At 56.3% G+C, this 21,820-nt stretch carries 27 protein-coding genes and 1 tRNA gene; 16 read left to right on the top strand and 12 right to left on the bottom strand.

All coding sequences use genetic code 11. The features are described from left to right. The first annotated feature begins 108 nt into the window (after positions 1–108). Entirely contained in the window at positions 109–768 is a 660-nt protein-coding gene (locus AACZ86_RS12200; RefSeq protein ID WP_339692946.1) for a DUF4136 domain-containing protein, read from the top strand. A 25-nt stretch (positions 769–793) separates the two neighbouring features. Here the strand turns inward: AACZ86_RS12200 and dnaA are convergent, their stop codons facing one another. After that, positions 794–2,182, bottom strand: a complete 1,389-nt coding sequence (dnaA, locus tag AACZ86_RS12195) for a chromosomal replication initiator protein DnaA (RefSeq protein WP_339693017.1) — start codon at positions 2,180–2,182, stop codon at positions 794–796. 591 nt (positions 2,183–2,773) lie between these two features. Here dnaA and AACZ86_RS12190 point away from each other — a divergent pair. Next, positions 2,774–2,849: transfer RNA gene (locus AACZ86_RS12190), tRNA-Val, on the top strand. A gap of 33 nt (positions 2,850–2,882) precedes the next feature. On the opposite strand, the gene AACZ86_RS12185 is transcribed toward AACZ86_RS12190, so the two are convergent. The 3 genes from AACZ86_RS12185 to AACZ86_RS12175 all read right to left on the bottom strand — a co-directional run bounded on the left by AACZ86_RS12185 (position 2,883) and on the right by AACZ86_RS12175 (position 4,746). After that, complete coding sequence (locus AACZ86_RS12185) at positions 2,883–3,557, bottom strand: cytochrome b/b6 domain-containing protein (RefSeq protein WP_339692945.1); 675 nt, start codon at positions 3,555–3,557, stop codon at positions 2,883–2,885. A gap of 6 nt (positions 3,558–3,563) precedes the next feature. Continuing rightward, positions 3,564–4,079: a cytochrome c gene (locus AACZ86_RS12180; RefSeq protein WP_339692944.1), complete on the bottom strand. Its 516-nt coding sequence runs from the start codon at positions 4,077–4,079 to the stop codon at positions 3,564–3,566. A gap of 79 nt (positions 4,080–4,158) precedes the next feature. Beyond that, positions 4,159–4,746, bottom strand: a complete 588-nt coding sequence (locus tag AACZ86_RS12175) for a TlpA disulfide reductase family protein (RefSeq protein WP_339693015.1) — start codon at positions 4,744–4,746, stop codon at positions 4,159–4,161. 28 nt (positions 4,747–4,774) lie between these two features. Between AACZ86_RS12175 and argH the strand changes: the two genes are divergently transcribed. Genes argH through AACZ86_RS12150 form a run of 5 tightly spaced genes read left to right on the top strand, consistent with a single transcriptional unit; the run spans position 4,775 to position 8,991 of the window. Continuing rightward, positions 4,775–6,151: an argininosuccinate lyase gene (gene argH / locus AACZ86_RS12170; protein WP_339692942.1), complete on the top strand. Its 1,377-nt coding sequence runs from the start codon at positions 4,775–4,777 to the stop codon at positions 6,149–6,151. A 1-nt stretch (position 6,152) separates the two neighbouring features. Further along, positions 6,153–6,404, top strand: a complete 252-nt coding sequence (locus tag AACZ86_RS12165) for a lipoprotein (RefSeq protein WP_339692939.1) — start codon at positions 6,153–6,155, stop codon at positions 6,402–6,404. Positions 6,405–6,435: 31 nt separating this feature from the next. Then, entirely contained in the window at positions 6,436–7,695 is a 1,260-nt protein-coding gene (lysA, locus tag AACZ86_RS12160; protein ID WP_339692936.1) for a diaminopimelate decarboxylase, read from the top strand. A 49-nt stretch (positions 7,696–7,744) separates the two neighbouring features. Further along, a complete protein-coding gene (locus tag AACZ86_RS12155) occupies positions 7,745–8,521 on the top strand; it encodes a siroheme synthase (protein WP_339692933.1) in 777 nt (258 codons plus the stop codon). Beyond that, positions 8,518–8,991: a DUF2721 domain-containing protein gene (locus tag AACZ86_RS12150; RefSeq protein WP_339692932.1), complete on the top strand. Its 474-nt coding sequence runs from the start codon at positions 8,518–8,520 to the stop codon at positions 8,989–8,991. Before AACZ86_RS12155 ends, AACZ86_RS12150 begins: the two co-directional genes overlap by 4 nt. A gap of 305 nt (positions 8,992–9,296) precedes the next feature. Here AACZ86_RS12150 and AACZ86_RS12145 read toward each other — a convergent pair whose 3' ends face one another. Beyond that, on the bottom strand, positions 9,297–9,836 hold the full coding sequence (locus AACZ86_RS12145; protein WP_339692930.1) for a hypothetical protein: 540 nt from the start codon (positions 9,834–9,836) through the stop codon (positions 9,297–9,299). A gap of 50 nt (positions 9,837–9,886) precedes the next feature. Here AACZ86_RS12145 and AACZ86_RS12140 point away from each other — a divergent pair, with 50 nt between their 5' ends. The 4 genes from AACZ86_RS12140 (at position 9,887) to AACZ86_RS12125 (ending at position 13,529) form a co-directional block, all read left to right on the top strand. Further along, entirely contained in the window at positions 9,887–10,642 is a 756-nt protein-coding gene (locus AACZ86_RS12140) for a TlyA family RNA methyltransferase (protein WP_339692928.1), read from the top strand. 75 nt (positions 10,643–10,717) lie between these two features. Then, positions 10,718–11,884, top strand: coding sequence for a mechanosensitive ion channel family protein (locus AACZ86_RS12135; protein WP_339692926.1), 1,167 nt, complete (start codon positions 10,718–10,720; stop codon positions 11,882–11,884). A gap of 109 nt (positions 11,885–11,993) precedes the next feature. After that, positions 11,994–13,172, top strand: a complete 1,179-nt coding sequence (locus tag AACZ86_RS12130; protein WP_339692925.1) for an acetyl-CoA C-acyltransferase — start codon at positions 11,994–11,996, stop codon at positions 13,170–13,172. A gap of 63 nt (positions 13,173–13,235) precedes the next feature. After that, on the top strand, positions 13,236–13,529 hold the full coding sequence (locus tag AACZ86_RS12125) for a putative quinol monooxygenase (RefSeq protein ID WP_339692923.1): 294 nt from the start codon (positions 13,236–13,238) through the stop codon (positions 13,527–13,529). Here AACZ86_RS12125 and dgcA read toward each other — a convergent pair. From dgcA to AACZ86_RS12110, 3 genes are read right to left on the bottom strand one after another with little or no spacing between them, the layout of a single operon-like run. Further along, positions 13,526–14,506, bottom strand: a complete 981-nt coding sequence (dgcA, locus tag AACZ86_RS12120; protein ID WP_339692921.1) for an N-acetyl-D-Glu racemase DgcA — start codon at positions 14,504–14,506, stop codon at positions 13,526–13,528. The genes AACZ86_RS12125 and dgcA overlap by 4 nt on opposite strands. Positions 14,507–14,541: 35 nt before the next feature. Beyond that, complete coding sequence (locus tag AACZ86_RS12115) at positions 14,542–15,954, bottom strand: putative O-glycosylation ligase, exosortase A system-associated (RefSeq protein ID WP_339692920.1); 1,413 nt, start codon at positions 15,952–15,954, stop codon at positions 14,542–14,544. Continuing rightward, entirely contained in the window at positions 15,947–16,114 is a 168-nt protein-coding gene (locus AACZ86_RS12110) for a hypothetical protein (protein WP_339692918.1), read from the bottom strand. The genes AACZ86_RS12115 and AACZ86_RS12110 overlap by 8 nt, the downstream gene beginning before the upstream one ends. Positions 16,115–16,223: 109 nt before the next feature. On the opposite strand from AACZ86_RS12110, the gene AACZ86_RS12105 reads away from it, so the two are divergent. Next, positions 16,224–17,456: a TIGR04063 family PEP-CTERM/XrtA system glycosyltransferase gene (locus AACZ86_RS12105; RefSeq protein WP_339692917.1), complete on the top strand. Its 1,233-nt coding sequence runs from the start codon at positions 16,224–16,226 to the stop codon at positions 17,454–17,456. A gap of 16 nt (positions 17,457–17,472) precedes the next feature. Beyond that, on the top strand, positions 17,473–18,501 hold the full coding sequence (locus tag AACZ86_RS12100) for a hypothetical protein (protein WP_339692914.1): 1,029 nt from the start codon (positions 17,473–17,475) through the stop codon (positions 18,499–18,501). A gap of 7 nt (positions 18,502–18,508) precedes the next feature. Here AACZ86_RS12100 and AACZ86_RS12095 read toward each other — a convergent pair whose 3' ends face one another. Both AACZ86_RS12095 and AACZ86_RS12090 read right to left on the bottom strand, forming a co-directional pair. Continuing rightward, positions 18,509–18,853, bottom strand: coding sequence for a hypothetical protein (locus AACZ86_RS12095; RefSeq protein ID WP_339692912.1), 345 nt, complete (start codon positions 18,851–18,853; stop codon positions 18,509–18,511). Further along, on the bottom strand, positions 18,843–19,076 hold the full coding sequence (locus tag AACZ86_RS12090) for a hypothetical protein (protein WP_339692910.1): 234 nt from the start codon (positions 19,074–19,076) through the stop codon (positions 18,843–18,845). The genes AACZ86_RS12095 and AACZ86_RS12090 overlap by 11 nt, the downstream gene beginning before the upstream one ends. A 169-nt stretch (positions 19,077–19,245) precedes the next feature. Here AACZ86_RS12090 and AACZ86_RS12085 point away from each other — a divergent pair, with 169 nt between their 5' ends. Together AACZ86_RS12085 and AACZ86_RS12080 are read left to right on the top strand one after the other, a co-directional pair. After that, positions 19,246–19,824: a S24 family peptidase gene (locus AACZ86_RS12085; protein WP_339693013.1), complete on the top strand. Its 579-nt coding sequence runs from the start codon at positions 19,246–19,248 to the stop codon at positions 19,822–19,824. Positions 19,825–19,880: 56 nt separating this feature from the next. Continuing rightward, on the top strand, positions 19,881–20,543 hold the full coding sequence (locus tag AACZ86_RS12080; protein WP_339692908.1) for an MBL fold metallo-hydrolase: 663 nt from the start codon (positions 19,881–19,883) through the stop codon (positions 20,541–20,543). Between the two features lie 40 nt (positions 20,544–20,583). On the opposite strand, the gene AACZ86_RS12075 is transcribed toward AACZ86_RS12080, so the two are convergent. After that, positions 20,584–20,949 (bottom strand): hypothetical protein, encoded by a 366-nt coding sequence (locus tag AACZ86_RS12075; protein ID WP_339692906.1) that lies wholly within the window; start codon positions 20,947–20,949, stop codon positions 20,584–20,586. A gap of 63 nt (positions 20,950–21,012) precedes the next feature. Beyond that, positions 21,013–21,408 (bottom strand): MAPEG family protein, encoded by a 396-nt coding sequence (locus tag AACZ86_RS12070; RefSeq protein ID WP_339692904.1) that lies wholly within the window; start codon positions 21,406–21,408, stop codon positions 21,013–21,015. A gap of 197 nt (positions 21,409–21,605) precedes the next feature. Between AACZ86_RS12070 and rpmF the strand changes: the two genes are divergently transcribed. Next, complete coding sequence (gene rpmF, locus AACZ86_RS12065; protein WP_100093644.1) at positions 21,606–21,785, top strand: 50S ribosomal protein L32; 180 nt, start codon at positions 21,606–21,608, stop codon at positions 21,783–21,785. Positions 21,786–21,820: the final 35 nt, after the last annotated feature.

Here is a 21,820-nt window from a genome sequence, read left to right as displayed (position 1 = left end):
AAAGGGTTCAAGTCGGGGCAGGGCTCCAATCTGCCATCGTTCAACACCGGTTCAGCCCGGTTTTTCTATCGTGCGGCTCGTGATCGTGGGCAATCTAAAGGGAAAAATATGACTATTTTCGTCAAACAAGTCTCCAATCGGAAAGCGCTATCGCTGCTTGCGCCGCTTGCCCTTCTGGCTCTCGGGGCTTGTACAACACCCTTCCGTGCCGACGTTCAGCGTTTCGTCGCGCTGCCCGACACCACCGGCCAGAGCTTCGCTGTTGTTGCCGCTGATCCCGATCTTTCCGGCGGTCTCGAGTTCGGGCAATATGCCATGCTGGTCGAACAGCGGATGCTCGACCTCGGCTATCGTCGCAGCGATGATCCCGCGGCGGCCGAATTGATCGTCAGCATGGATTATGACATCGACAAGGGCCGGGACAAAGTCGTTGCCGACTATGATCCGTTTTATTCTTCCAGTCGATTCGGCGGATATTACGGACGCCACCGTTATCTATATGGTTTCAACGACCCGTTTCTTTATGGAGGATACGGCTTTTCCGGCTATAACGGCGCTCGCAGCTTTACCGTTTACACCTCGGAGCTCGATCTGAAGATAGATCGTGCGGTCGACGGTCAGCGCTTGTTCGAAGGCAAGGCAGAGGCCTTGTCACGGTCGAAGAATCTGACCTATCTCGTACCCAATCTGGTGGAAGCGATGTTTACCGATTTCCCGGGAAACAGCGGTGAACGAGTCCGGATTTCGGTCGCTCCCGAGAAAGAATAGGCCCCGCGTTTCTAGCGCCTTGCCCCTAGCTCTCTAGCTGGCGGAGCAGCATCCGGACATCATTGTCCATTTCGCTGTCTTCGCCACGCAGGTGCTCGACCAGCTTGACCGCGTGAATCACCGTGCTGTGGTCACGGCCACCGAATTTCCGGCCGATTTCCGGATAGCTGCGCGGCGTCATCACCTTTGCCAGATACATCGCAACCTGCCGTGGCCGGGCAACAGCCCGCGCGCGGCGTTTTGACGACATCTCGTTGCGGTCGAGCCGGTAATATTCGCAAACCGTGCGCTGGATCTCGTCGATCGTGATCCGGCGGCGACAGGCGCTCAGAATGTCGGACAATTGTTCTTCCGCCAGTTCGCGGCTGATTTCGCGGCCGGTCAGTTGCGCGTAAGCGAGCAGCTTGTTGAGACCGCCTTCCAGCTCGCGCAAATTGCGGCTGATCGTGCGGGCCAGAAAATCTACCACTTCTTCCGACACATGCTGGTGCGGCATGGTGGCGAGGCGATGCTTGAGAATGTCGCGGCGCAGCTCAAGTCCGGCAGACTGGATATCGGCAACCAGACCCATCGACAGGCGCGACAGCAGGCGCTGGTCGACACCGTCCAGTGCTTGCGGTGGACGGTCAGCCGCGACGACAACGCGTTTGCCCTGGCTGATCAGCGTATCGATCGTGTGCAGAAATTCTTCCTGCGTGGAATTTTTGCCGACAATGAACTGTATGTCATCGACCATCAGCAGATCGGCTTCGCGCAGCGATGCCTTGAATTCCATCCCCTCGTTGCGGCGCATGGCTGAAACGAATTCGATCATGAACCGTTCGGCGGACATATAGATAATTTTTGAAGACGGAAATTCTGCACGAAAGGCATGGCCGATGGCGTGCATCAAATGGGTCTTGCCTTGGCCCGTCGAGGACTGGAGATACAGTGGGCTGAAAAGTGGCTTCTCGGTTGCCGCCGTCCGCTGTGCGGCATTGAGCGCGAGAACATTGGAATTGCCGGGGATGAATTGGTCAAAGGTCATCCGCGGATCAAGATCCAGGCGGAACTTGCTTTCCGGAACCATATTATACTGGTTATTTGCGGCCACCCCATGGGCGCTATTGGAATTTGAAAGCTGGGCGATTTTCGCAGCGCCGGACTGGGCTTCAAAAGCAAGGCCGCAGACCGCCGGATGATGTGCTTTCCACGCCATCAACAAACGCTCTGAATAACGATCCCGGACCCAGTTGGCGGAAAATTCCGAAGGCAGTAACATAAGTATGTTACCGGTGTCCGAATCAAAAACGGATAATTTGATCGGCTTGATCCATTGGCCGAAAATCTGCGCTCCCATATCGCGTCGCAGACCCGCACAGATTTTTTGCCAGATAGTTTCCAACTCGGCTGAAATAATATTCTCGGATGCCACGGATTGACTTTCAGGCAGGTCGTTAACCTGCGCAGATTTGATTTCGTTCACGAACATCCCCCGATACTATCCCTCTGGCCCGCACGATAGCGATGCCAACATTCAACTGCAGCTTTCAAACATCTGACCATCAACTACCCCCAGCCATGGGAATCAATCAGACGCGAAGAATCTATGCTGAAAACATGTTTTCAGCGATCATTTTCATTTTCATTTGAGGCCTGGAAATTGCATCCGGAGCCACCAGCCAAGATTTGTTATTAAGCCCGTCCGTCCGAGTCGATCAAGAGCGCCATCGTAAAAAAAGTGAAATATATCGATTGACAGCGGCAAGCCGTGGTTTTTTCTGAATAACCTTCTAAGATATTGATATATATTAATAATATTCTGTGGATAAGAAGGTATAACAAACGAATCGCGGAGTCAGCTTAGGTTCCGGCAAATGTAAAAATGACGCCGCCTGATTGGCATCAAAAATCTGTTAGCGGAAATCTTGTTGGCGAACCGGTGCAAATAGGCTTGCCAAAGGCGCAATGTTTTGGCAGTGGCGCTCGCCTGACCCCGGCGATGCAATATGCATCTTGTCATTGGGGGCGATTAGCTCAGTTGGTAGAGCGCTTCGTTTACACCGAAGATGTCGGCGGTTCGAGCCCGTCATCGCCCACCATATCCTTTCGAAGCATATCTGCTTCGACTTGCTTCAGCCAAAACTTGATATTGCGACGATAGAGATCAGCGATAGCGTGATAGCGACCATCATCGGCATCGGGCGCAGCCGGTTTTCGGGTAGCTCTTCGCCGGAAAAGTCACTGCGGGGACGCCCGCCGGTTATCATCGGCCGGACCAGTCTCTCTTTCACGACAAAATGATAGACAGCGATTGCCACGATATGCAGCCCGATCAGCGCGGCCAGCAGGTTGAAGTTGAATTCGTGGATCTCGGCGAACTGTCTGCCGGTATCGAACGACACCAGCACGGCGAGCGGCCCCGATTCGAGACCGTCGACGTCCACGGAGAACAATCCTGTCGTGACCTGGGTAGCCAGCGCCAATAGCAAGGCGAACACGCTCAGGACTGCCAGAGGACTATGGCCGAAGGTCGGAGCATAGTCGCGCTTCTGCAATTTCCCGACGTAGCTCTTTAGCGAGCCTATTCTTTTCACCATCGGAAGGAAGCGCGCCGTCCATGTTCCGATCAATCCCCAGATCAGCCGGAAGAGCACGAGGCCGAACATGGTCAGTCCGAGCCTTCGGTGCCAGTCCATAAGTCCCTCTTCTGCGGTCCACCACAGAAGAGGGACAAGAAGCACCATCAACCAATGCACCAGCCGGATAGCAAAATCCCAGACCAATATGCGTGGGGACCCGGATGCCATGGTCAGCTAGTCATCCAGCCGATATTTGTCATGACAGGCCTTGCACGTACCACCTGTGGTTTGGAAGGCACTGGCGATTTCTGTGACATTGCCGCCCTGGGCCACCGTTTCGAGCTTGGCCGCTGCGTCCTGCAGTGCGGCAACCTTGTCGTTAAAATCCGATTTGCTTTCCCAGATGATCGGCAGTGCTTCGGTTTTGACGCCGGCATCAGGGCCGGTTCCTTCCGGGAACCAGTCGGCCATGTCGGCCGTTTCTTTGGGAACAACCGCAGCGGCCGCCTGAATCTGCGCCAGATCGGGGGTGCCCGCTTTCAACTGGTCGTTGATGGTTTTGAAGGCCTTGCCAATTTTCTTGAGCTGGGCCTGCCGCGCCTCGATCTGTTCCTTTACCGTCATCCCGTTAGGAAGCTCGACGCTGGCTGTTTCGGAAACCGGGCCTGTATCGCTATTCTGTCCGCAGGCGGAAAGCAGGGCCAGCCCGGCAATCACCGGTAGCATGATTTGTATTTTGCAGCGTTTCATCAAATTCTCCAATAAGCCAAGAATGTCCGAGAATAGCGAAATGCGGTATAAATACAATCCGTTCTGCTGATGGCGGTGACTAACCTTCCGCCAGCGTTTCTTCCAGCAAGGTAGCTGCCTTTGCGCCATCCCAATCCATGGCACCAATGACCCGCCATACTTCCTTGCCCTGCGCATCATAGAGCACAGTTGTGGGCATCAGGCCGGAACCGAAGCCGAAACTCAAACCATTTTCTGGATCAACATAGGGTTCCAGTTCCTGAAAATCGCCGCGTGCGAAAAACGGGACAACTTTTTCGGCGCCCTGAATATCCTGCGATACAACCAGCACTTTGAGCCGCTCTTTCTCGCGCGTTGCCAGTGTATCGAGCATCGGCATTTCGACAATGCAGGGCGCGCACCATGTTGCCCAGATGTTCACCAGTAGCGGCTTGCCGATGAAATTGCTCAATCGCACCGTGCTTCCGTCGGGTGCCTGAAAAGGCGTGTCGACCATCGCTGTGCCGCGCAGGGAAATATCCAGCTTGCCCACCATGCCCTGGCTGCTCTCGATGGTCTCGCCGTCTTCTTGGGATTTGTTGCCAGCAAATTCTTGCTCCGCTTCGCTCGAGCCTCTATCGCAAGCCGATACGCTAACGAGCAAGACCAAGAACAGGACGGTACGCATCACAACAGGCACGAAAAATTCCAATAAAATGTGGGGCGGCAGGTTTGCCGATGGCCCTTCGTCAATCATGCGCGAGATAAACGCGTCGATCCCGTTCGACAAGAAGTTATGGCGCCACGATATTCGGGCGAGCCTGGCCCATGTCGCGATGCTGGCGGATCAGGGCATTGTCGAGGCGGAAGATGCGACGCAAATCATCAACGGCCTGAACCAGATTGCCCAGGAATATGAAACCGGTGGCGTTCCAGAAGATCTCGATCTCGAAGATATCCACATGCATGTGGAAGCGCGGCTGGCGGAGATTATCGGTCCGGTAGCAGGCCGCCTGCACACGGCGCGCTCCCGCAATGACCAGGTGGCGACCGATTTCCGGCTCTGGGTGCGCGATGCGATGGACATGGTCGACAGCGCGCTCGCTGCGTTGCAAAAGGCTCTTGTGGATCGTGCCGAAGAACATGCCGGAACGATCATGCCGGGCTTCACCCATTTGCAATCGGCCCAGCCGGTGAGCCTCGGCCACCATATGATGGCCTATTACGAGATGATCCGGCGGGACCGTTCGCGCTTCACCGATGCACGCAAGCGGATGAACGAATCTCCGCTGGGTGCAGCGGCGCTTGCGGGCACGGGATTCCCGATTGATCGAGAAAAAACAGCGTCGATGCTAGGGTTTGATGGTCCTACCGGCAATAGTCTCGATTCGGTTTCTGACCGGGATTTTGCGCTCGATTATCTGATGGCGTCGACCCAGTGCAGTCTGCACCTTTCCCGGCTGGCAGAAGAATTTGTAATCTGGGCCAGCCAGCCGTTCGGTTTCATCAAGCTGCCGGACAGTTTTTCAACCGGTTCCTCGATCATGCCGCAGAAGCGTAATCCCGATGCTGCCGAACTGGTGCGGGGTCATTGCGGCCGGATTGCCGGCGCCATGAACGCACTTGTGATCACGATGAAGGGTCTGCCGCTCGCCTATTCGAAGGATATGCAGGACGACAAGCCGCCGGTGTTCGAAGCGCATGACCTGCTCGGCCTGTCGATCGCCGCTATGACCGGTATGATTGCCGAAGTCGAATTCAGCGGAGACCGGATGCGGGCGCTCGCTGAATCGGGTTTCTCGACCGCGACCGATTTTGCCGACTGGCTGGTGCGGGAAGCCAAGCTGCCGTTTCGCGAGGCGCATCATGTTACCGGAGCGGTGGTATCGCTTGCCGAAGAGCAGGGCTGCGGTCTGGCTGATCTCACGCTGGAGCAGTTTCAGGCGATCGACAGCCGGATCGATGACCGTGTTTTCAGCGTGCTGAGCGTTGACGCTTCGGTTGCCAGCCGGTCCAGCTATGGCGGGACGGCACCGGATCAGGTAATGGTTCAGGTTGCAAAGGCCAAACAGGCTTTGGGGCTGGAGAGTTAAAATGAACAAAGTCCATTCGATCCTTCTGCTGACCGGTGCCACGCTCATATTGGCCGCCTGCGGCAATCGTGGTGCCTTGCAGCCGGCCAAGGGCGAGGCTTTGCCCCCGGCTATCTACGGCGAGGCAAAAGCGCCCAGCGGCGAAGACCTGCTGGTTCCGTCGAGCCAGGCCATGCCGGAGCGCAGCGATGAATTGCTCCGCCGGTCGGAAGAACGGCAAGATGACGAATTTGACCTGCCGCCGCCCGGCTAATCCCGTTCCACAAGTTTGAAAGTATAAGATATTGGACCATTTCCAGCTCAAAAATGGTATTTTGCACGCGGAAGATATCCCGCTGTCGAAGATTGCGGAAGAAGTCGGGACCCCGGTCTACGTCTATTCGCGGGCGACGCTCGAACGTCACGCACGGGTCTTTCGCGAAGGCCTGAAAGATGCCGGCAAAATTCATCTCGCCTTTGCGGTGAAAGCGAATCCCAATCTCGCCGTGCTCAGGATATTGGCGAATCAGGGCTATGGTGCCGACGTGGTCTCCGGCGGTGAATTGCAGCGCGCTCTGGCGGCCGGGATGAAAGCGGAAGATATTGTCTTTTCCGGAGTCGGCAAGAGCCGCGAGGAACTGACGCTCGGTCTCGACAAGGGAATCGGCCAGTTCAATCTGGAATCGGAAGAAGAAGGCGAGATGCTGGCGGCGATCGCCGCTTCGCGTGGCGAAAAGGCATCGGCGACCCTGCGCGTCAATCCCGATGTTGACGCGGGAACCCATGCCAAGATTTCGACCGGCAAGAAGGAAAATAAATTCGGCGTCGGGATTGATGTCGCGCCGGATATCTATGCGCGGCTTTCCAGGCTTGAAGGTCTCAACCTGCGCGGCGTCGCCGTGCACATCGGCAGCCAGTTGCAGAGTCTTGACCCGCTCGAGCAATGCTATGCCAGGATGGGTGCTTTGGTTGCGCAGCTGCGCGGTGCCGGCCATGCTATCACCCATGTCGATCTCGGCGGCGGGCTGGGCGTGCCTTATAAGCCCGAAGACAATCCGCCAAGCCCGGCAGAATATGGCACCATGGTGGCGCGAGTGACCAAGGGCTGGGATGTCACGCTGATGTTCGAACCCGGACGGGTCATCGCAGGCAATAGCGGTGTCATGATCACCAAGGTGATCCGGATCAAGCCGGGCGTGAACAGTGATTTCGTCATTGTCGATGCGGCGATGAACGATCTGATGCGACCGGCCATTTATGACGCCTGGCACGATTTCGAAGCGGTCGAGCCGAGCGGCGAGACAATGGTCGCTTCGATTGTCGGCCCGATCTGCGAAAGCAGCGATATTTTTGCCAAGCAACGGGTGGTTGATCGCGTCGAGACCGACGATCTGGGAATTTTCCGTACCGCAGGAGCCTATGGCGCGACGATGGCGAATACCTATAACAGCCGGCCGCTGGTGCCGGAGGTGCTGGTTGATGGCGATCGCTATGCTGTGGTTGCCGAACGGATCGAACCGGCAACGATCATGGCTGCGGAACATGTGCCTGACTGGCTGAAATAATGCGTCATGCCCGCCGCTGCGGTCATGGCCAACTCTATTGGTGGATGCGATGAACCAATTGCCCATTTTCCTGAATTTGAAGGACCGCAAGGTTCTCCTCCTGGGAAGTGGCGAAATGGCCGATGCCAAACGGAGGCTCTACGAGCGGGCCGGAGCGGTCATTACCGATGACGAGAATGCCGGCGATCTTGCGCTGGCAGTGGTTGCACTGGAAGATGACGAAGAAGCGATAGCAGCGGTTGCGCGCCTGAAAGACCGGGGTCTGCTGGTCAATGCCGTCGACCGGTCGGCGCTGTGCGATTATACCACGCCCGCTATTATCGACCGGGACCCGGTGCTGATTGCCATCGGTACCGGCGGCGCCTCGGCGGGGCTGGCCAAGGCCCTGCGGCAAAGGCTCGAGCGTTTGCTCCCCGCCAGTCTGGGATTACTGGCCGCCGCATTGCTGGACGCGCGGGACCGGATACAGCAGGTCTGGCCGGATGGAACTGCGCGCAGAAAAGCCATTGATGCAGTGCTCGACCCGAGCGGTCCGCTGGACGTGCTGGTCGATCATGAATTGGAAGATTTGGAGGCATGGCTTGACCAGCCGCACGGGCAGGCTCGATCGCAGGTTATTGATCTCGAACTGACCAGCAGGGACCCCGATGACCTGACCCTTCGTCAGGCGCGCTGGCTGGGGCAGGCGGATCAGGTCTTTGCGAGTGACGATGTGCCCGAAGAGGTGCTAGACCGTGCCCGCGCAGACGCGCAGCGTTTCTCGCTGTCGCTTTGGGACGAACAGCCGACAGAGGGACTGACCTTGCGGATCAGGATGAAATTATGAACGGATTTTCTGAAATCGACGGTGCCGATATTGTCACCGTGTTGCAAATCGCGATGGCACCGGCGTTCCTGCTGGTGGGTATCGGGGCGATGCTGAACCTGTTTGCGGGGCGTCTGGCAAGGATCATCGACCGGTCGCGGGATCTTCAGGCGCTCTACAAGACCACGACCGGCATGGACCATGATCTTGTGGTTGCGGAACTCGGCGATTTGCAGGTCCGCCTCAGGGTCGTCAACAGCGCCATCTTCCTGAGCGTTGTCAGTGCCATCATCGCCTGCATGCTGATCGGTATGCTGTTCATCATGGGCCTGGCCAGCGTGGACCTTTCATTGGGCGTGGCCGGCGCGTTCGTTGTTTCAATCAGCCTGCTGTCGCTGGCCCTTGTCCAGTTCTTGCGGGAGGTACGGATCGGGGTGCGCGATTTCATGATCCGCGAAGAATATCTGGAAGCATCGGATAGAGCGAAATGAAAAGAGGCTGCCGGTCCGTTAGGACCAACAGCCTCTGAACATGGGTCAGCGGTAGGAAGTGCCGCTGCCGGGTTGCCTGATCGCTAGATCAGATTTGCCCCCCGAACGGATTTTTCCGACCCCTGTGCTGAACCATGAGACATCGGACCACCTCCTTTCGCTTGTGAATATAATACGAACTGTTGCATTGAATCATTCTCCGCTGTTCGACGATCCAAATGTGAATCAGAACCGGCGCGCGAACAAGTCTTGAATTTTTTTATTTTGCTGTCACAATTGCGCGTTCCGGCCTGAGACCCAACAGATCAGGCCCGGCAATCTTCCACCACACGACTGAATTCGGGCCAGACCGGAATGGCGAGCGATTGCAGGCCAGTGGTTTCGACGGCAAAGCGGCCGCGGCTATAGGCGATGCGGTCCATCATGATGTCACCCGATGCGACTGAAATGGCGGCATAATGCGGCGTTCCGCCACTATTGCTCGCCGGATAGGATTGCAGGCCAGCGCTGCTGCGCAGAACCATTTTGGCGCCTTCAGCAACCGAACCGGCGCGCGACAGGAACAATTGCCGGCGCGATTTATCGCAGCGGATGATGAAAACTGCATCCCTGTTGGTCTCGCCGAATAGGGCGAGGGAACCACGACTATCGTTTCGATATACCCAACCACCGGGGGTGATTGGCCAGTCGATCCAATCGCCTTTCGGTTGCGTCAATACCGGTGTCGGTGCTGTGACGGGCTTGGTCGGTTGCGGAGCGGGTGCGGGTTCGGGCGGCGCGGGCGAGCAAGACGCAAGCGCAAGCAGGAGCAGCGGAACGGACAGCGGTGCAGAAATGATTCTCATGGTAAAGGAATATGGCCAAAAGCGCGGCGCTAGGCTAGTCCTGATTTGCAATGACCCAGTCTGAACCCAAAGTCGTGAAACAACGCGTTGACCAGATACTGGCGGACCGCGGCCTTGCTGACAGCCGGGCGAAGGCGCAAGCCTATATCATGGCCGGTCTTGTGACCGTAGCGGGCAAGAAAATTGACAAGCCGGGCCACAAGATAGCGAGCGACGCAGCGATTGAACTCAAGGGTAAAGACCATCCCTGGGTGTCCCGCGGCGGCATCAAGCTTGATCATGCGCTGCAACATTTTGATATTGATGTAACCGGCATGATCGCCATGGATGTAGGAAGCAGCACCGGCGGTTTCACCGATGTGCTGCTGAGCGGCGGCGCTGAAAAAGTCTATGCCGTCGATAGCGGCACCAACCAGCTGGCCTGGAAGCTGCGTCAGGATGACCGGGTCATTGTGCACGAACAAACCAGTGCCCGGATTCTTACCGAGCAGCATATTCCCGAAAAAGTCGATATCATCGTTTGCGATGCGAGCTTCATTTCACTGGTGAAAGTGCTGGAACGACCGCTGGAATTCGCCAAGGAAAAGGCGATACTGGTTGCGCTCGTCAAACCGCAATTCGAGGCCGAGCGCGCCGATGTCGGCAAGGGTGGCGTTGTTCGTGACGAAGCGGTCCGCCAGGCGGCCTGTGAAAAAGTGAGAGACTGGCTGATCACGTCCGGCTGGGATATTATGGGAATTACCGAAAGTCCGATCACCGGTCCGAAGGGTAATGTGGAGTTTTTAATTGGCGCTCACAAACCCTGAAAACGGCACGCTTTAGCTTGTCGCTTTCTATCACGCGGGTTGTTATTTTCCGTCGTGCTCACTAGCTGGAGGCCTATGACAAAAACAACAGATACCGCCCTTATGCCAACCGTGCCGGATATGGGTGCGTCCATACAGCGGCTGGCCGTAGACGGCTCTCGCTGGCTGACCGAGCATTATGTGGAACTGATTTTCGCTATCCTCATCGGCACTGCCATTTTTTTCCTGCTCGGCGCGGTCAAGCGGCTTGGTTCGCGCTATGTCCGTAACAACAGCGGACTGACCGGATATCGAACGATCATCGGTACTGCGATTTCCCGAACCAGCAAGTTTTTCATGTTGATGGTCTCGGCCGAATTGGTCGTGAGCTTTGGCAGCGCGCCCTCCAGCGTCGAGCGTGTGGTGCATGTCTTGTTCACGATCGCCATGGTTTTACAGGTTGCCATCTGGCTCCGCGAAATCATTCTCGGCTTGATCGTGCGCAAGACCTCGCAAGATCCCGACCAGCATGAGACGCTGGAAAATGCGATGACCCTGATCCGCTTGCTGGTGACCTTTGTCGTCTTCGCAATCGCCGCCATCATGATCCTCGACAATCTGGGTGTGAATGTTACCGGCCTGATCGCGGGTCTTGGCGTCGGCGGCATAGCCATCGGTCTCGCTGCCCAGGGCATTTTTTCCGATCTGTTTGCGGCCTTGTCGATCATTTTCGACAAGCCTTTTCGGCGGGGTGATACAATCACCTATGACACTACCATCGGAACGATCGAGAAAATCGGCCTGAAAAGCACGCGGCTAAGGGCCACTACTGGCGAAGAAATCATCATTTCCAACACCAATTTGCTGGACAAGGAAATCGTCAACATGACTCGCCTGGCGAGACGGCGGACGCGCTATGGCATTGGTGTGATCTACCAGACCAATCCGGACGAGGCGCGCCGGATTCCGGCTCTGCTCAAAATGATCGTCGAAGCCAATGATGCGGTGTTCGTCCGGTCGGGCTTTGTCGGCTTTGGCGACAGCTCGATCAATTTCGAACTCGATTTCGATATCATGAGCAGCGATTATGACGTGGTCTATGAAGGTCGCCATAGAATCGGACTGGCGATATTGCAGGCATTCAATGAAGAGGGTCTGGAATTTGCCTATCCGACTCAAACAACCTTCACCGCTGCGCCGGATGGGGAGATGATTATGCCCTATCCCGAAGGCGGCTATCCGGTCCCGGTCGGCAACGACTAGGGTTCCGTAACGGCAGAGCGTCGCAGAAAAAATTCCTTGTTAATTGACCGATTAACGGGGACAATGCGCCTCAAAATCGACTCCGATATCAATCAGAAGGATCATCAATATGCGTGACGCAGTCATCGTTTCCACCGCCCGCACACCCATAGGCCGTGCCTATAAGGGTGCTTTCAACACCACAACCGGTGCAACGCTGGGCCATTATTCGGCGAAAGCGGCGATCGAAAGAGCCGGTATTGATCCAGGCACGATCGACGATGTCGTCTGGGGCAGCGCGCTGCAGCAGGGATCGCAAGGCGGCAATCTGGCTCGTCAGGTTGCGCTGCGTGCAGGCTTCCCGATCGAAGTACCCGGCATGACGATCGACCGCCAATGTTCTTCTGGCCTGATGGCGATTGCCACAGCGTCCAAACAGGTGACGCTGGACATGATGGATGTGGTTGTCGGCGGCGGACAGGATTCGATCTCGACCGTCCAGACACCGGAAATGCGGGTGCAGCCGGATCGTGAACTGATGAAGATGCATGAAGATATCTACATGCCGATGTTGCAGACCGCCGAAGTGGTTGGCAAACGTTATAATATCAGCCGCGATGCGTGCGACGAATATGCCTATCAGTCGCAGATGCGCACGGCAGCAGCCCAGGAAGCCGGCCATTTCGATGCTGAAATTATCGAAGTGACCACCACCATGGGTGTGCAGGACAAGGAAACCAAAGAGATTTCCCATATCGAAGTCACCATCAGCAAGGACGAAGGCAACCGGCCATCGACGACGCTAGAAGGTCTTCAAGGTTTGAAACCGGTTCTCGGTCCCGGCAATATTGTTACTGCCGGTAACGCATCGCAGCTCTCCGACGGTTCTTCTGCCAGCGTGATCATGGAAGCAAAAGCGGCCGAGAAAGCCGGGCTCAACCCGCTGGGCCGCTATGTTGGCATGGCGGTTGCCGGAACCAAACCTGATGAAATGGGCATTGGTCCGGTCTTCGCGATTCCGAAATTGCTCGAGCGCTTTGGCCTGAAGATGGATGATATCGGACTGTGGGAGCTCAACGAAGCTTTCGCCGTTCAGGTGCTCTATTGCCAGCAGAAGCTGGGCATTCCTGACGAACTTCTCAACGTCAACGGCGGCTCGATCTCGATCGGCCATCCCTATGGTATGACCGGAGCGCGTTGCACCGGCCACGCTCTGATCGAAGGCAAGCGTCGCGGCGCGAAATATGCCGTCGTCACCATGTGCATCGGCGGCGGACAAGGCGCAGCCGGATTGTTCGAGATTTTCTAGAAATCAATATTTTACGGGCCGGCGGGAAATCGCCGGCCCTTTTTTTATCAGGGAGAGACTATCATGGCAGCAGTAGGCGTCGTCGCAACATTAACCGTGGCCGAAGGCAAGAATGCCGATTTCGAAGCAGCATTTTCCGAGTTGATGGCAGCTGTTAGCGCCAATGAACCGGGTAACGAATTTTATGCGGTGTTTCAGTGCAAGGACAATCCGCAGCAATATAAAGTGCTTGAACGCTATGTCGATCAGGCAGCACTGGATGCGCACGGCAAGTCGGATCATTTCCGGGCGAGCGGTCCGAAGCTGGCACCATGTATGGCTGCTGCTCCGGTGATCGAATATCTGGACGGAATCTAGCTCGGGCTTTCCGAGGGCAATATTCTGCCGAATTCGAATTGAAAGGCGTCGACGCGGTCCTTTGCGAGCAGCAGGGGTCCGTCGAGGTCGACCCACTGGGCGAGTTGCGCCAGAGCGAAGGCCGGCCTTATTGCCAGCGATGTCGAGAGCATACAGCCGACCATGATTTTCATCCCCATGGCCTGCGCTGCATGGGCCATGGCGATCGCTTCGGTCAGCCCGCCAGCCTTGTCGAGTTTGATGTTCACCACATCGTAAAAGGGCGCGAGACGTTCCACATCGGCGCTGGTGTGGCAGCTTTCGTCGGCACAGAGCGGAACCGGTGACCGGACCCCGCTGAGCAGATGATCCTGACCGGCACTGACCGGCTGTTCGATCAGTTCGACAGAATATTGCGCGAGCTGTGCGGCTTCGGCGGCGATGTCTAGATCGTTCCAGCTTTCGTTGGCATCGACGATCAGGCGAGCATCGGGTGCGCCGCGGTGGACGGCGGCAACCCGTTCGCGGTCGTCCTTGCCCGACAGTTTCAGTTTCAGCAGCCTCTGGCCGTTGAAAGAGGCCTGGCGGGCCTGGGCCTCCATCGTCTCCGGCTCACCCAGCGATATGGTAAAGGCCGAGATCAGCGAGACCGGTCCGGGCAGGCCTGCCAATTGCGCCAGGGACATGTTTCTCTGACGGCATTCGAGATCCCAGAGCGCGCAATCAAGCGCATTGCGGGCGGCGCCACGGGGCATGTTCTGCAGCAGCACCGCTCGGTCCAGTTCGGGATATCTGGCAACAAATCGCGTGATTTCTTCTGCGCAGCTTTCAGCGCTTTCGCCTTCGTAATAAATCGGAGTTGCTTCCGCAATGCCCGTATGCGTGCCGTCCGAGACTTTGCACAGCACGACATCGACGTGGCTCTTGGCGCCACGGCTGATGATGAAATAGCCGGCGACAGGCCATCGTTCGACGGCGACAGAAACAGTGAGTATCATCTCTCGCTTCTACCGGAGACCGTCACGAGCGCCATTTAATTTGTAAAGGACCTGCCCGATAGCGGCAATGGCTTCGGTTTCGCCGTTCCGGTCAGTTGGTTGGCGATCGGCTGCCACTTTGCTTCTGCCGACCGGCGAGTCATATATGTGTCGAGACCGATCTGCAGCGCAACCAGCATATAGATGAATGGCTGGTAGGCGATGCCGACGAACAGCGCGCCGACGAGGAAAATGATGTGTCCGTGTTGCAGCGCGATGGCGAGGGGAGCCACCCATTGTTCGCCCTGTTTTTCGGATTTCGCATATTTTCGTCGCAGCAATTCCATGCGCCACAGGCCGCCGACATGAATGAGCAGCCACAGGATCAGGCCGGGATAGCCCTGTTCGCCCAGCATTTCGAAATAGCTGCTGTGGAATGCGCGCGATTCATCTTCGATAAGCCGGGCGTCGACATCGTCCGGATCAATGCCCCATTGCTCATATTGCTCGACATCCACTTCCGACAATTCATAGGTCAGCTTGTTGATCCGGTAGACATCAAAGCCCCCTCCGAACGGATGCTGGTTTGCATAATCGATCGTCCACCGCCAGACCGCGAGCCGGGTCGACGCGGACTGGTCTGCTTCGTAATTTTCGATTGTCGCCATACGTTCGGTGAAACTTTGCGGCAAAAACGGAATCGCAAGGAGACCGAGCGCCATTGCCAGCCCGCCGTAGACCAAGCGGTGGCGGGAAAAGCGCAATTGCAGCACTGCCAGAACCCCGATGCATACCAGACCGGTGCGCGCCTGTGTGCCGATGGGGATCAGCAGGGCGGCGAAGATCAGGCAATAAGCGAAAATCTTCACTCGCCAGTCGGGCGGGAAAATGGTCCCGTAATTGGCGAGCCAGAGGATCAGCGGTATGATGCAGATGGCAACGGTCGAGATGATCGACCCTTCGTAGAGGCCGCTATTATTGTCGACCAGCAGCACCAGCACACCATAGCCGCCACCGGAGGCCAGCGTCTTGATCCCGCCGGTGATGATCAGGGTACCGGCGCAAAGCACCATGAACAGCGCCAGCGCTTCGAGCCGCAATCTGGTTTTCAGTGTGAACGGCAGGAATATTGCGAAGACCAGCGCTTTCCAGACCCAGTCCCATTTTTCCAGCGCGGCATCGGGAACTTCCGCCTGGATCGTCGTATATCCGCAATAGATGAGCAACAGGATCATCATCGCCTGACGCAGGGAAAAGCGACTGTCCTGCTTATTGTCTGCAAGCATGTAGCCAAGGAAGGCGAGAGCGAAGACGACCAGCGACAGGGGCACCGAGTTGAGCATGAAATAGCTCAGCCGCTGTGGTGCCACGATATCCACATAGGCATAGATCAGGGTAAACAGAAATGGTCGTTTGAAGGCGATGAACAGCAAAGCCACGAGATATCCGACGAAGACGAGATCACGCATCGGGGCGTGATCCGTTGCTGGTCGGTCGTTTCAGAAAACCCGCTGGTTCCTTGTCGCGTTCCGGAGGGTCTTCGACATCAAGATCGTCGCGATGGATCAGCCGCCAAGCTGCGATCAGCAGCAAGCCATGCGTCAAAGCGATAGAAAAATTGTCTATCATTTGCCCAATTCATCCCGACACGAGCGGTGATACCACGCTCTTCCATATTGGCGCGATACAGACATTGGGTTGACGGGACGTTAATCCTTTTTTGGCAAGGATCCGGGTCATGACGCGTATTCTCCACATCCTCGATCACAGCCTGCCCCTGCACAGCGGATATTGCTTCCGCACCCGTGCGATCATGAAGGCGCAAATTGCTGCCGGTCTGACCGTCGCCGGAGTCACCGGCGTGCGCCAGAACCAGCACGGCTATGTCGCGAAGCAGCCACTGGAAGAGGAAGATGGTCTCCAGTTCTTCCGTACCCTGGCTCAGGTACATGGACCATCGCCGGTGCGTGAATGGCGGGAAGTCGCGGTGCTGTCCGATCGGATCGATCAAGTCATCCGCGACTGGCAGCCGGATATGTTACACGCCCATTCGCCGGCACTCAACGGACTGGCGGCCTTGCGGGCTGCTGAAAAATCAGGGTTGCCGCTGGTATACGAAATACGGGCTTTTTGGGAAGATGCCGCAGTGGGCAATGGCACGGGCAAGGAAAACAGCCCCCGCTACTGGTTGACCCGGCAGTTGGAAAACCATGTGATCAATGGTGCCGACGCGGTCGCGGTGATCTGCGAAGGCCTGCGGTCCGATCTTATGTCGCGCGGGGTGAAGTCGGAAAAAATAACCATCTCGCCCAATGGTGTCGATCTGGATCTGTTCGGCAAGCCACCGGCGCGCGATGAGAAATTTCTGGCCGAACTGGGCCTGACCGGAAAGCGGGTTCTGGGATTCATCGGCAGCTTTTATGATTATGAGGGGCTCGACGATCTGATCGCAGCCCTGCCGATGCTGCAACGCTTGCATCCGGACGTGCATCTGCTGCTCGTCGGCGGCGGTCCGATGGAGGAAGCGCTGAAGGCGCAGGTGGATCGATTGGGAGTCGGTTCTGCAGTGACCTTTACCGGTCGTGTGCCCCATGCCGAAGTGGAGCGCTTTTATGGTCTGATGGATATCATGGTCTATCCGCGCAAGGCGATGCGGCTCACCGATCTGGTGACTCCGCTCAAACCGCTCGAAGCGATGGCGCAGGGTCGGCTGGTGGCAGCGTCTGATGTCGGCGGTCACCGCGAACTGATTACAGATGGTGTTACAGGCACGCTTTTTCCTGCCGGTGATCCGGAAAAAATCGCGGAAAAACTGGCCAGTTTGCTGGATAACAGCGCGTCCTGGCCTCAAACCATTGAAACGGCGCGGAAATTTGTTGAGGCAGATCGTAACTGGTCGTCAAACATTTTGCGTTACACTCCTGTTTACCAAAGGTTGATCGCGCGTAAATCCTACGAGCGCGCGGCCTGACAAGGTGGAGAATCATGTGGACCAGACAGAACAGGATATGGATCGGTTTAAACAGCCTGTAATGGCTGTTGCCGGCGGGATTGCAGCCGCCCTGGTGATTGCCACCTTGCCCCATGTCTATCTTGAAAATATCATTGGCGCGACCGGATTGTCAGAAATCATTCCGGCTGCGGCCCCGCCTCTGGGAAATACAGCGCGCGGTCTGATTGCCGTCATGACGGGGATGGTCTCCACTTCGGCAATCTATCTATTCTTGAATCACAAACCGAAATTTCTTGGAGGAGGCTCCGATATGAGCTTGGCAATTCGCAATAATCTGACGACCGATGCAATCGATGACGGGCGGGGAGGTAAATCACGCTTTACCGTACCGAAATTGAACCTGTCGGCAAAATCGCTGACAAAATTTTTGAAAAAGCCGAAAAAGGTCGCTGGCCAGGTGACCGATCTCAGGGATCTGCCGGACATCAAACCAGCGGATCGTCATCCGGATGCGCCCGCGCGCCATCCGATCTTTGCATCCTCTGATCTGGGCGTTCCGCTTACCGAAAAAATCAAGAAATTCGATGAAGCAGCGGTTGACCAAGATCTAGCGGAACCGGTCGAAGAATCCGCGCCGTCGATTTCCTCGGGCGCTCCCATCGTAGCCGAGAAGATGATGGATCCGCCGTCCGAGAATGAGACGTCAGTCGATTTACCGGAAGATGTTGCTCCACAAGAGAAGTCTTCTGCTCCCCGCGAAGACCTGACCACCCTTTCCCTTGCCCAGCTTGCCGACCGTCTGGAGGCGGGTCTCCGCCGTCTGGAAGCGCTGGAAACGCGTGATCAGGTTGCGCCGCCCCCGCCGATTGCTGAACCCGCTCCAACAGTGGACAAGACAGTTGCGCTGGCCGAAGTTCCCGAGGCACGCGCTCCGCTTGCTATGCCGCCGTTGCGGTCGGTCGACTCAGATGAACCCGTTGCTCAGGACAACCGCCAGGCCGATATGGATGCAGCGTTGAAGGCTGCGCTTGGTACTCTGGAAAAAATGACGGTCCAGCGCTAATCGCACTCTAGTCCCGGCAGCTTGTGACGGGATCGATGATCGAGAGGGCTTCGACGAGCATTCGGGATTCCGAATGGTCTGTCACCAATATATCCGCGAGGAAATAACCCCGCATTGCAAATTCATGTTCCGGCAGCGCCCTCGCTAGATTTTCCATATCGTCCGGTGTGGTTGCATCCGTCAGCTCAATCAGAAAACTATGCCGCGTTCCGGTGAACGTAATGCTCGCCCAGGGGCGTTCGCGTTCCAGGGTGACGCGGACCCGGCCGCCGGCCAGCGCCCGGATCTGATCGGCGATCGACGAAGCGGGGTCCCGTTCACGGGCCCTGGGATGAGTCGCATCAACCGGCATGGTCTGTCCGCCATAGATTCATGAAATATTCTGCGCGTTCGGATACGCTCTTTCCAGGCTCTCTACCGTTGCGCAAATCCTGGACAAAGCGTGGATCGGATACGGAAAGTCGTCCGAACCGTGTCCAGGCCATGTCCGTTTCACGCAGGAATATCTCGATTTTTCGCAACAATGACACCGTGTTCTCCTTCTCTCTGCCTGTCGCCCGGTTCGGCGACTCCATGAATAGGGAAATTCCTATTTGAAATGTGATTTCCTACATGTCTAGGAAAAATCCTATTGCCAAATTCGGCCAGTGCGGATAGGATGCAGCTATTGTGACCGATGACCCGCGCGCCAACCTGGAAGAACTGATCCGTGAAAACGGTCATGATTTTGCTGCGATCTCGAAAATGCTCGGCAAAAATGCTGCTTATATCCAGCAATATATTCGTCGTGGTTCACCGAGAAAACTGGATGAGGAAGACCGGCGGCGGCTGGCGGAATTTTATGGAGTGGAGGAGCATCTTCTCGGTGCCCCTGCGGTTCGCGAATCCAGACGTTCCCGCTCTGCCAGATCTGATGGTCTGCTCCGGATCAAGCAATTGCAGGTTGGTGCTTCGGCCGGTCCGGGATCTCTGGCGGATGACGAATATGCTGAATCCATGGGCTTTGGCCCGAAATGGCTGAGGCGGCTTGGCATAGATCCCGCCAATCTTTCGCTGATTGCTGTCGACGGCGATTCCATGAACCCGACCCTGGGTGATGGGGATGACATCATGGTCGACCACAGCGCTGCTTCCCGGCCCTTGCGCGACGGCATATATGTGCTGCGCATGGATGATGTGCTTCTGGTCAAGCGGGTGGCCATGGGGCCTGCCGGAAAACTGTCGGTCCGCAGCGACAATCCGCAATATCCCGACTGGGATGATGTCAGCCCGGAAAGCGTCAACATCATCGGTAAAGTCGTCTGGACCGGACGGCGGTTGTAGCACCTCTCCATTTTGGGGCCTTGCAAGTTGCGCATCGCGCCGCCAAATAGTCTGACATGACAGATGCACCCCTCAAGGCCGTGATTATTCCGGTCACTCCGCTCCAGCAAAATTGCACGCTCCTGTGGTGCACCAAGACCAACAAGGCGGCGCTCAGCGACCCTGGCGGCGATTTGAACCGGTTGAAGGCAGCGGTAGAAGAGCATGGCGTGGATCTGGAGAAGATCATCATCACCCACGGCCATCTCGATCATTGCGGGCAGGCGGGGATGCTGGCCGAGGAACTGGGTATCCCGATCGAAGGTCCGCACAAGGATGATCTGTTCTGGATTGACCAGCTGGACGGTGATGGCGCCCGCTATGGCATGGAAGCGAAAAGCTTTGTTCCGGATCGCTGGCTGGTTGACGGGGATCAGGTGACCGTTGGCGATCTCGTGCTCGACGTCATCCATTGCCCAGGTCATACGCCGGGCCATGTGATTTTCTACCATCAGCCGTCAAAACTGGCGGTGGTCGGCGATGTCATATTCCAGGGATCGATCGGACGCACGGACTTCCCGCGCGGCAACCATCAGGACCTGATTGATGCGATCACCCAGAAACTCTGGCCTCTGGGTGATGATGTGACCTTCATTCCCGGTCACGGTCCGACCAGTCAGTTCGGCTATGAACGCAAAACCAATGCGTTTGTCGCGGATGACGTGCTGGCGGCGCGTTAGGGCCTCCACACCGCTTCGATCTGAGAAATGGCGCTATATCCTAGTCATTTGGCGAGTGGGATATGGTAAACTTGACTGATGTCAGGTCCAATAAATCCGTGTTTTCATACCCGAAGGCATAGCCTTCCAGCAGATTCAAATATCCGTCTTCCATGAACAAGACAAAACCCATGCCGTCAGCCAAGCCTTCCACGCTTGCATATATTTCGTGACCCAGCACGCGAGGACTTGATACCCGCGGAATTGCAGTAGCGACGGAAATCGTTGTAAAAAATCCGCCGCCCGTGTTTTCACGTTCTGCAACCGAAGCGCCCGCAAGCTGCGCCGCCAGTCCATCTGCATATTGAGGTGTCTCAACAAAAATGGACCGGAGAACAGCAAGTTCCAATCTGGTGAAATCAGACACGGTTTTCAATTAACAGGATGCTGGTTGGGCCTTCTTTTGGTACCCTGTTCCCATCCAAGCCCGTTACGCCCCCAGATAAGGAATCGTGATCGCATAAATGCCGAGGCCCAATAATGTCAGCATCGTAATCAGCGTACCAATCATCCGGCCTTTGCCGAATTTGCCATCGTCCATACCGACGCCATGCGCGATGCGGCCGAGCAGATAGAGGCCGCTGACGATCCAGAGCCATGTGGGGGATGTTGTGCTGGCCAGTTCAATCGCGCCAACGAGAAGCAATACAAATGGCGCGCTTTCTATATAGTTGCTGTGAGCCCGCATGCGGCGGATGACGTTTTCATTGCCACCATCGCCAATGCTGACCTTCTCGCTGCTTCTGACCTGTCCCACGCGGATCATCAGCCAGATATTTATCAGCGCCGCAGCGCCTGCTACGGTTAATGTTATCGGTAAAATCATCTTGTCCCCCAAATATGTGTAATTTATAGGCCGTCTATAGAAGCAGAATGCTTGCAACGCACAGGAATTTCATTATACGCGCCAATTCGCGTGCAATCTGTTGAACCTCAACCAGGTGATTCTCCAACAATATGGAGACTGGATCGTTTGGCTTGGATGCAGGCATTTGATATTAAATTTAAAGAACAGGCTTAGCAATGGCTGTACCAAAAAGAAAAACTACACCGTCGAAGCGCGGTATGCGCCGGTCTCATGATGCTTTGAAAGTCGAAGCATATCAGGAATGTCCGAATTGCGGTGAACTGAAGCGGCCGCATCATATGTGCGGAAGCTGCGGCCATTATAATGGCCGTGAAGTCTTGGCCGCTGATCTTTAATCAGCTAGTCTCTCGACTTCTGACGCGCAATCAAG

This window comes from uncultured Parasphingorhabdus sp. (assembly GCF_963975735.1).
GTDB lineage: Bacteria > Pseudomonadota > Alphaproteobacteria > Sphingomonadales > Sphingomonadaceae > Parasphingorhabdus.
Note: the sequence above shows the minus strand (reverse complement) of the source record. Positions and strands in the feature narration are given on the sequence as shown.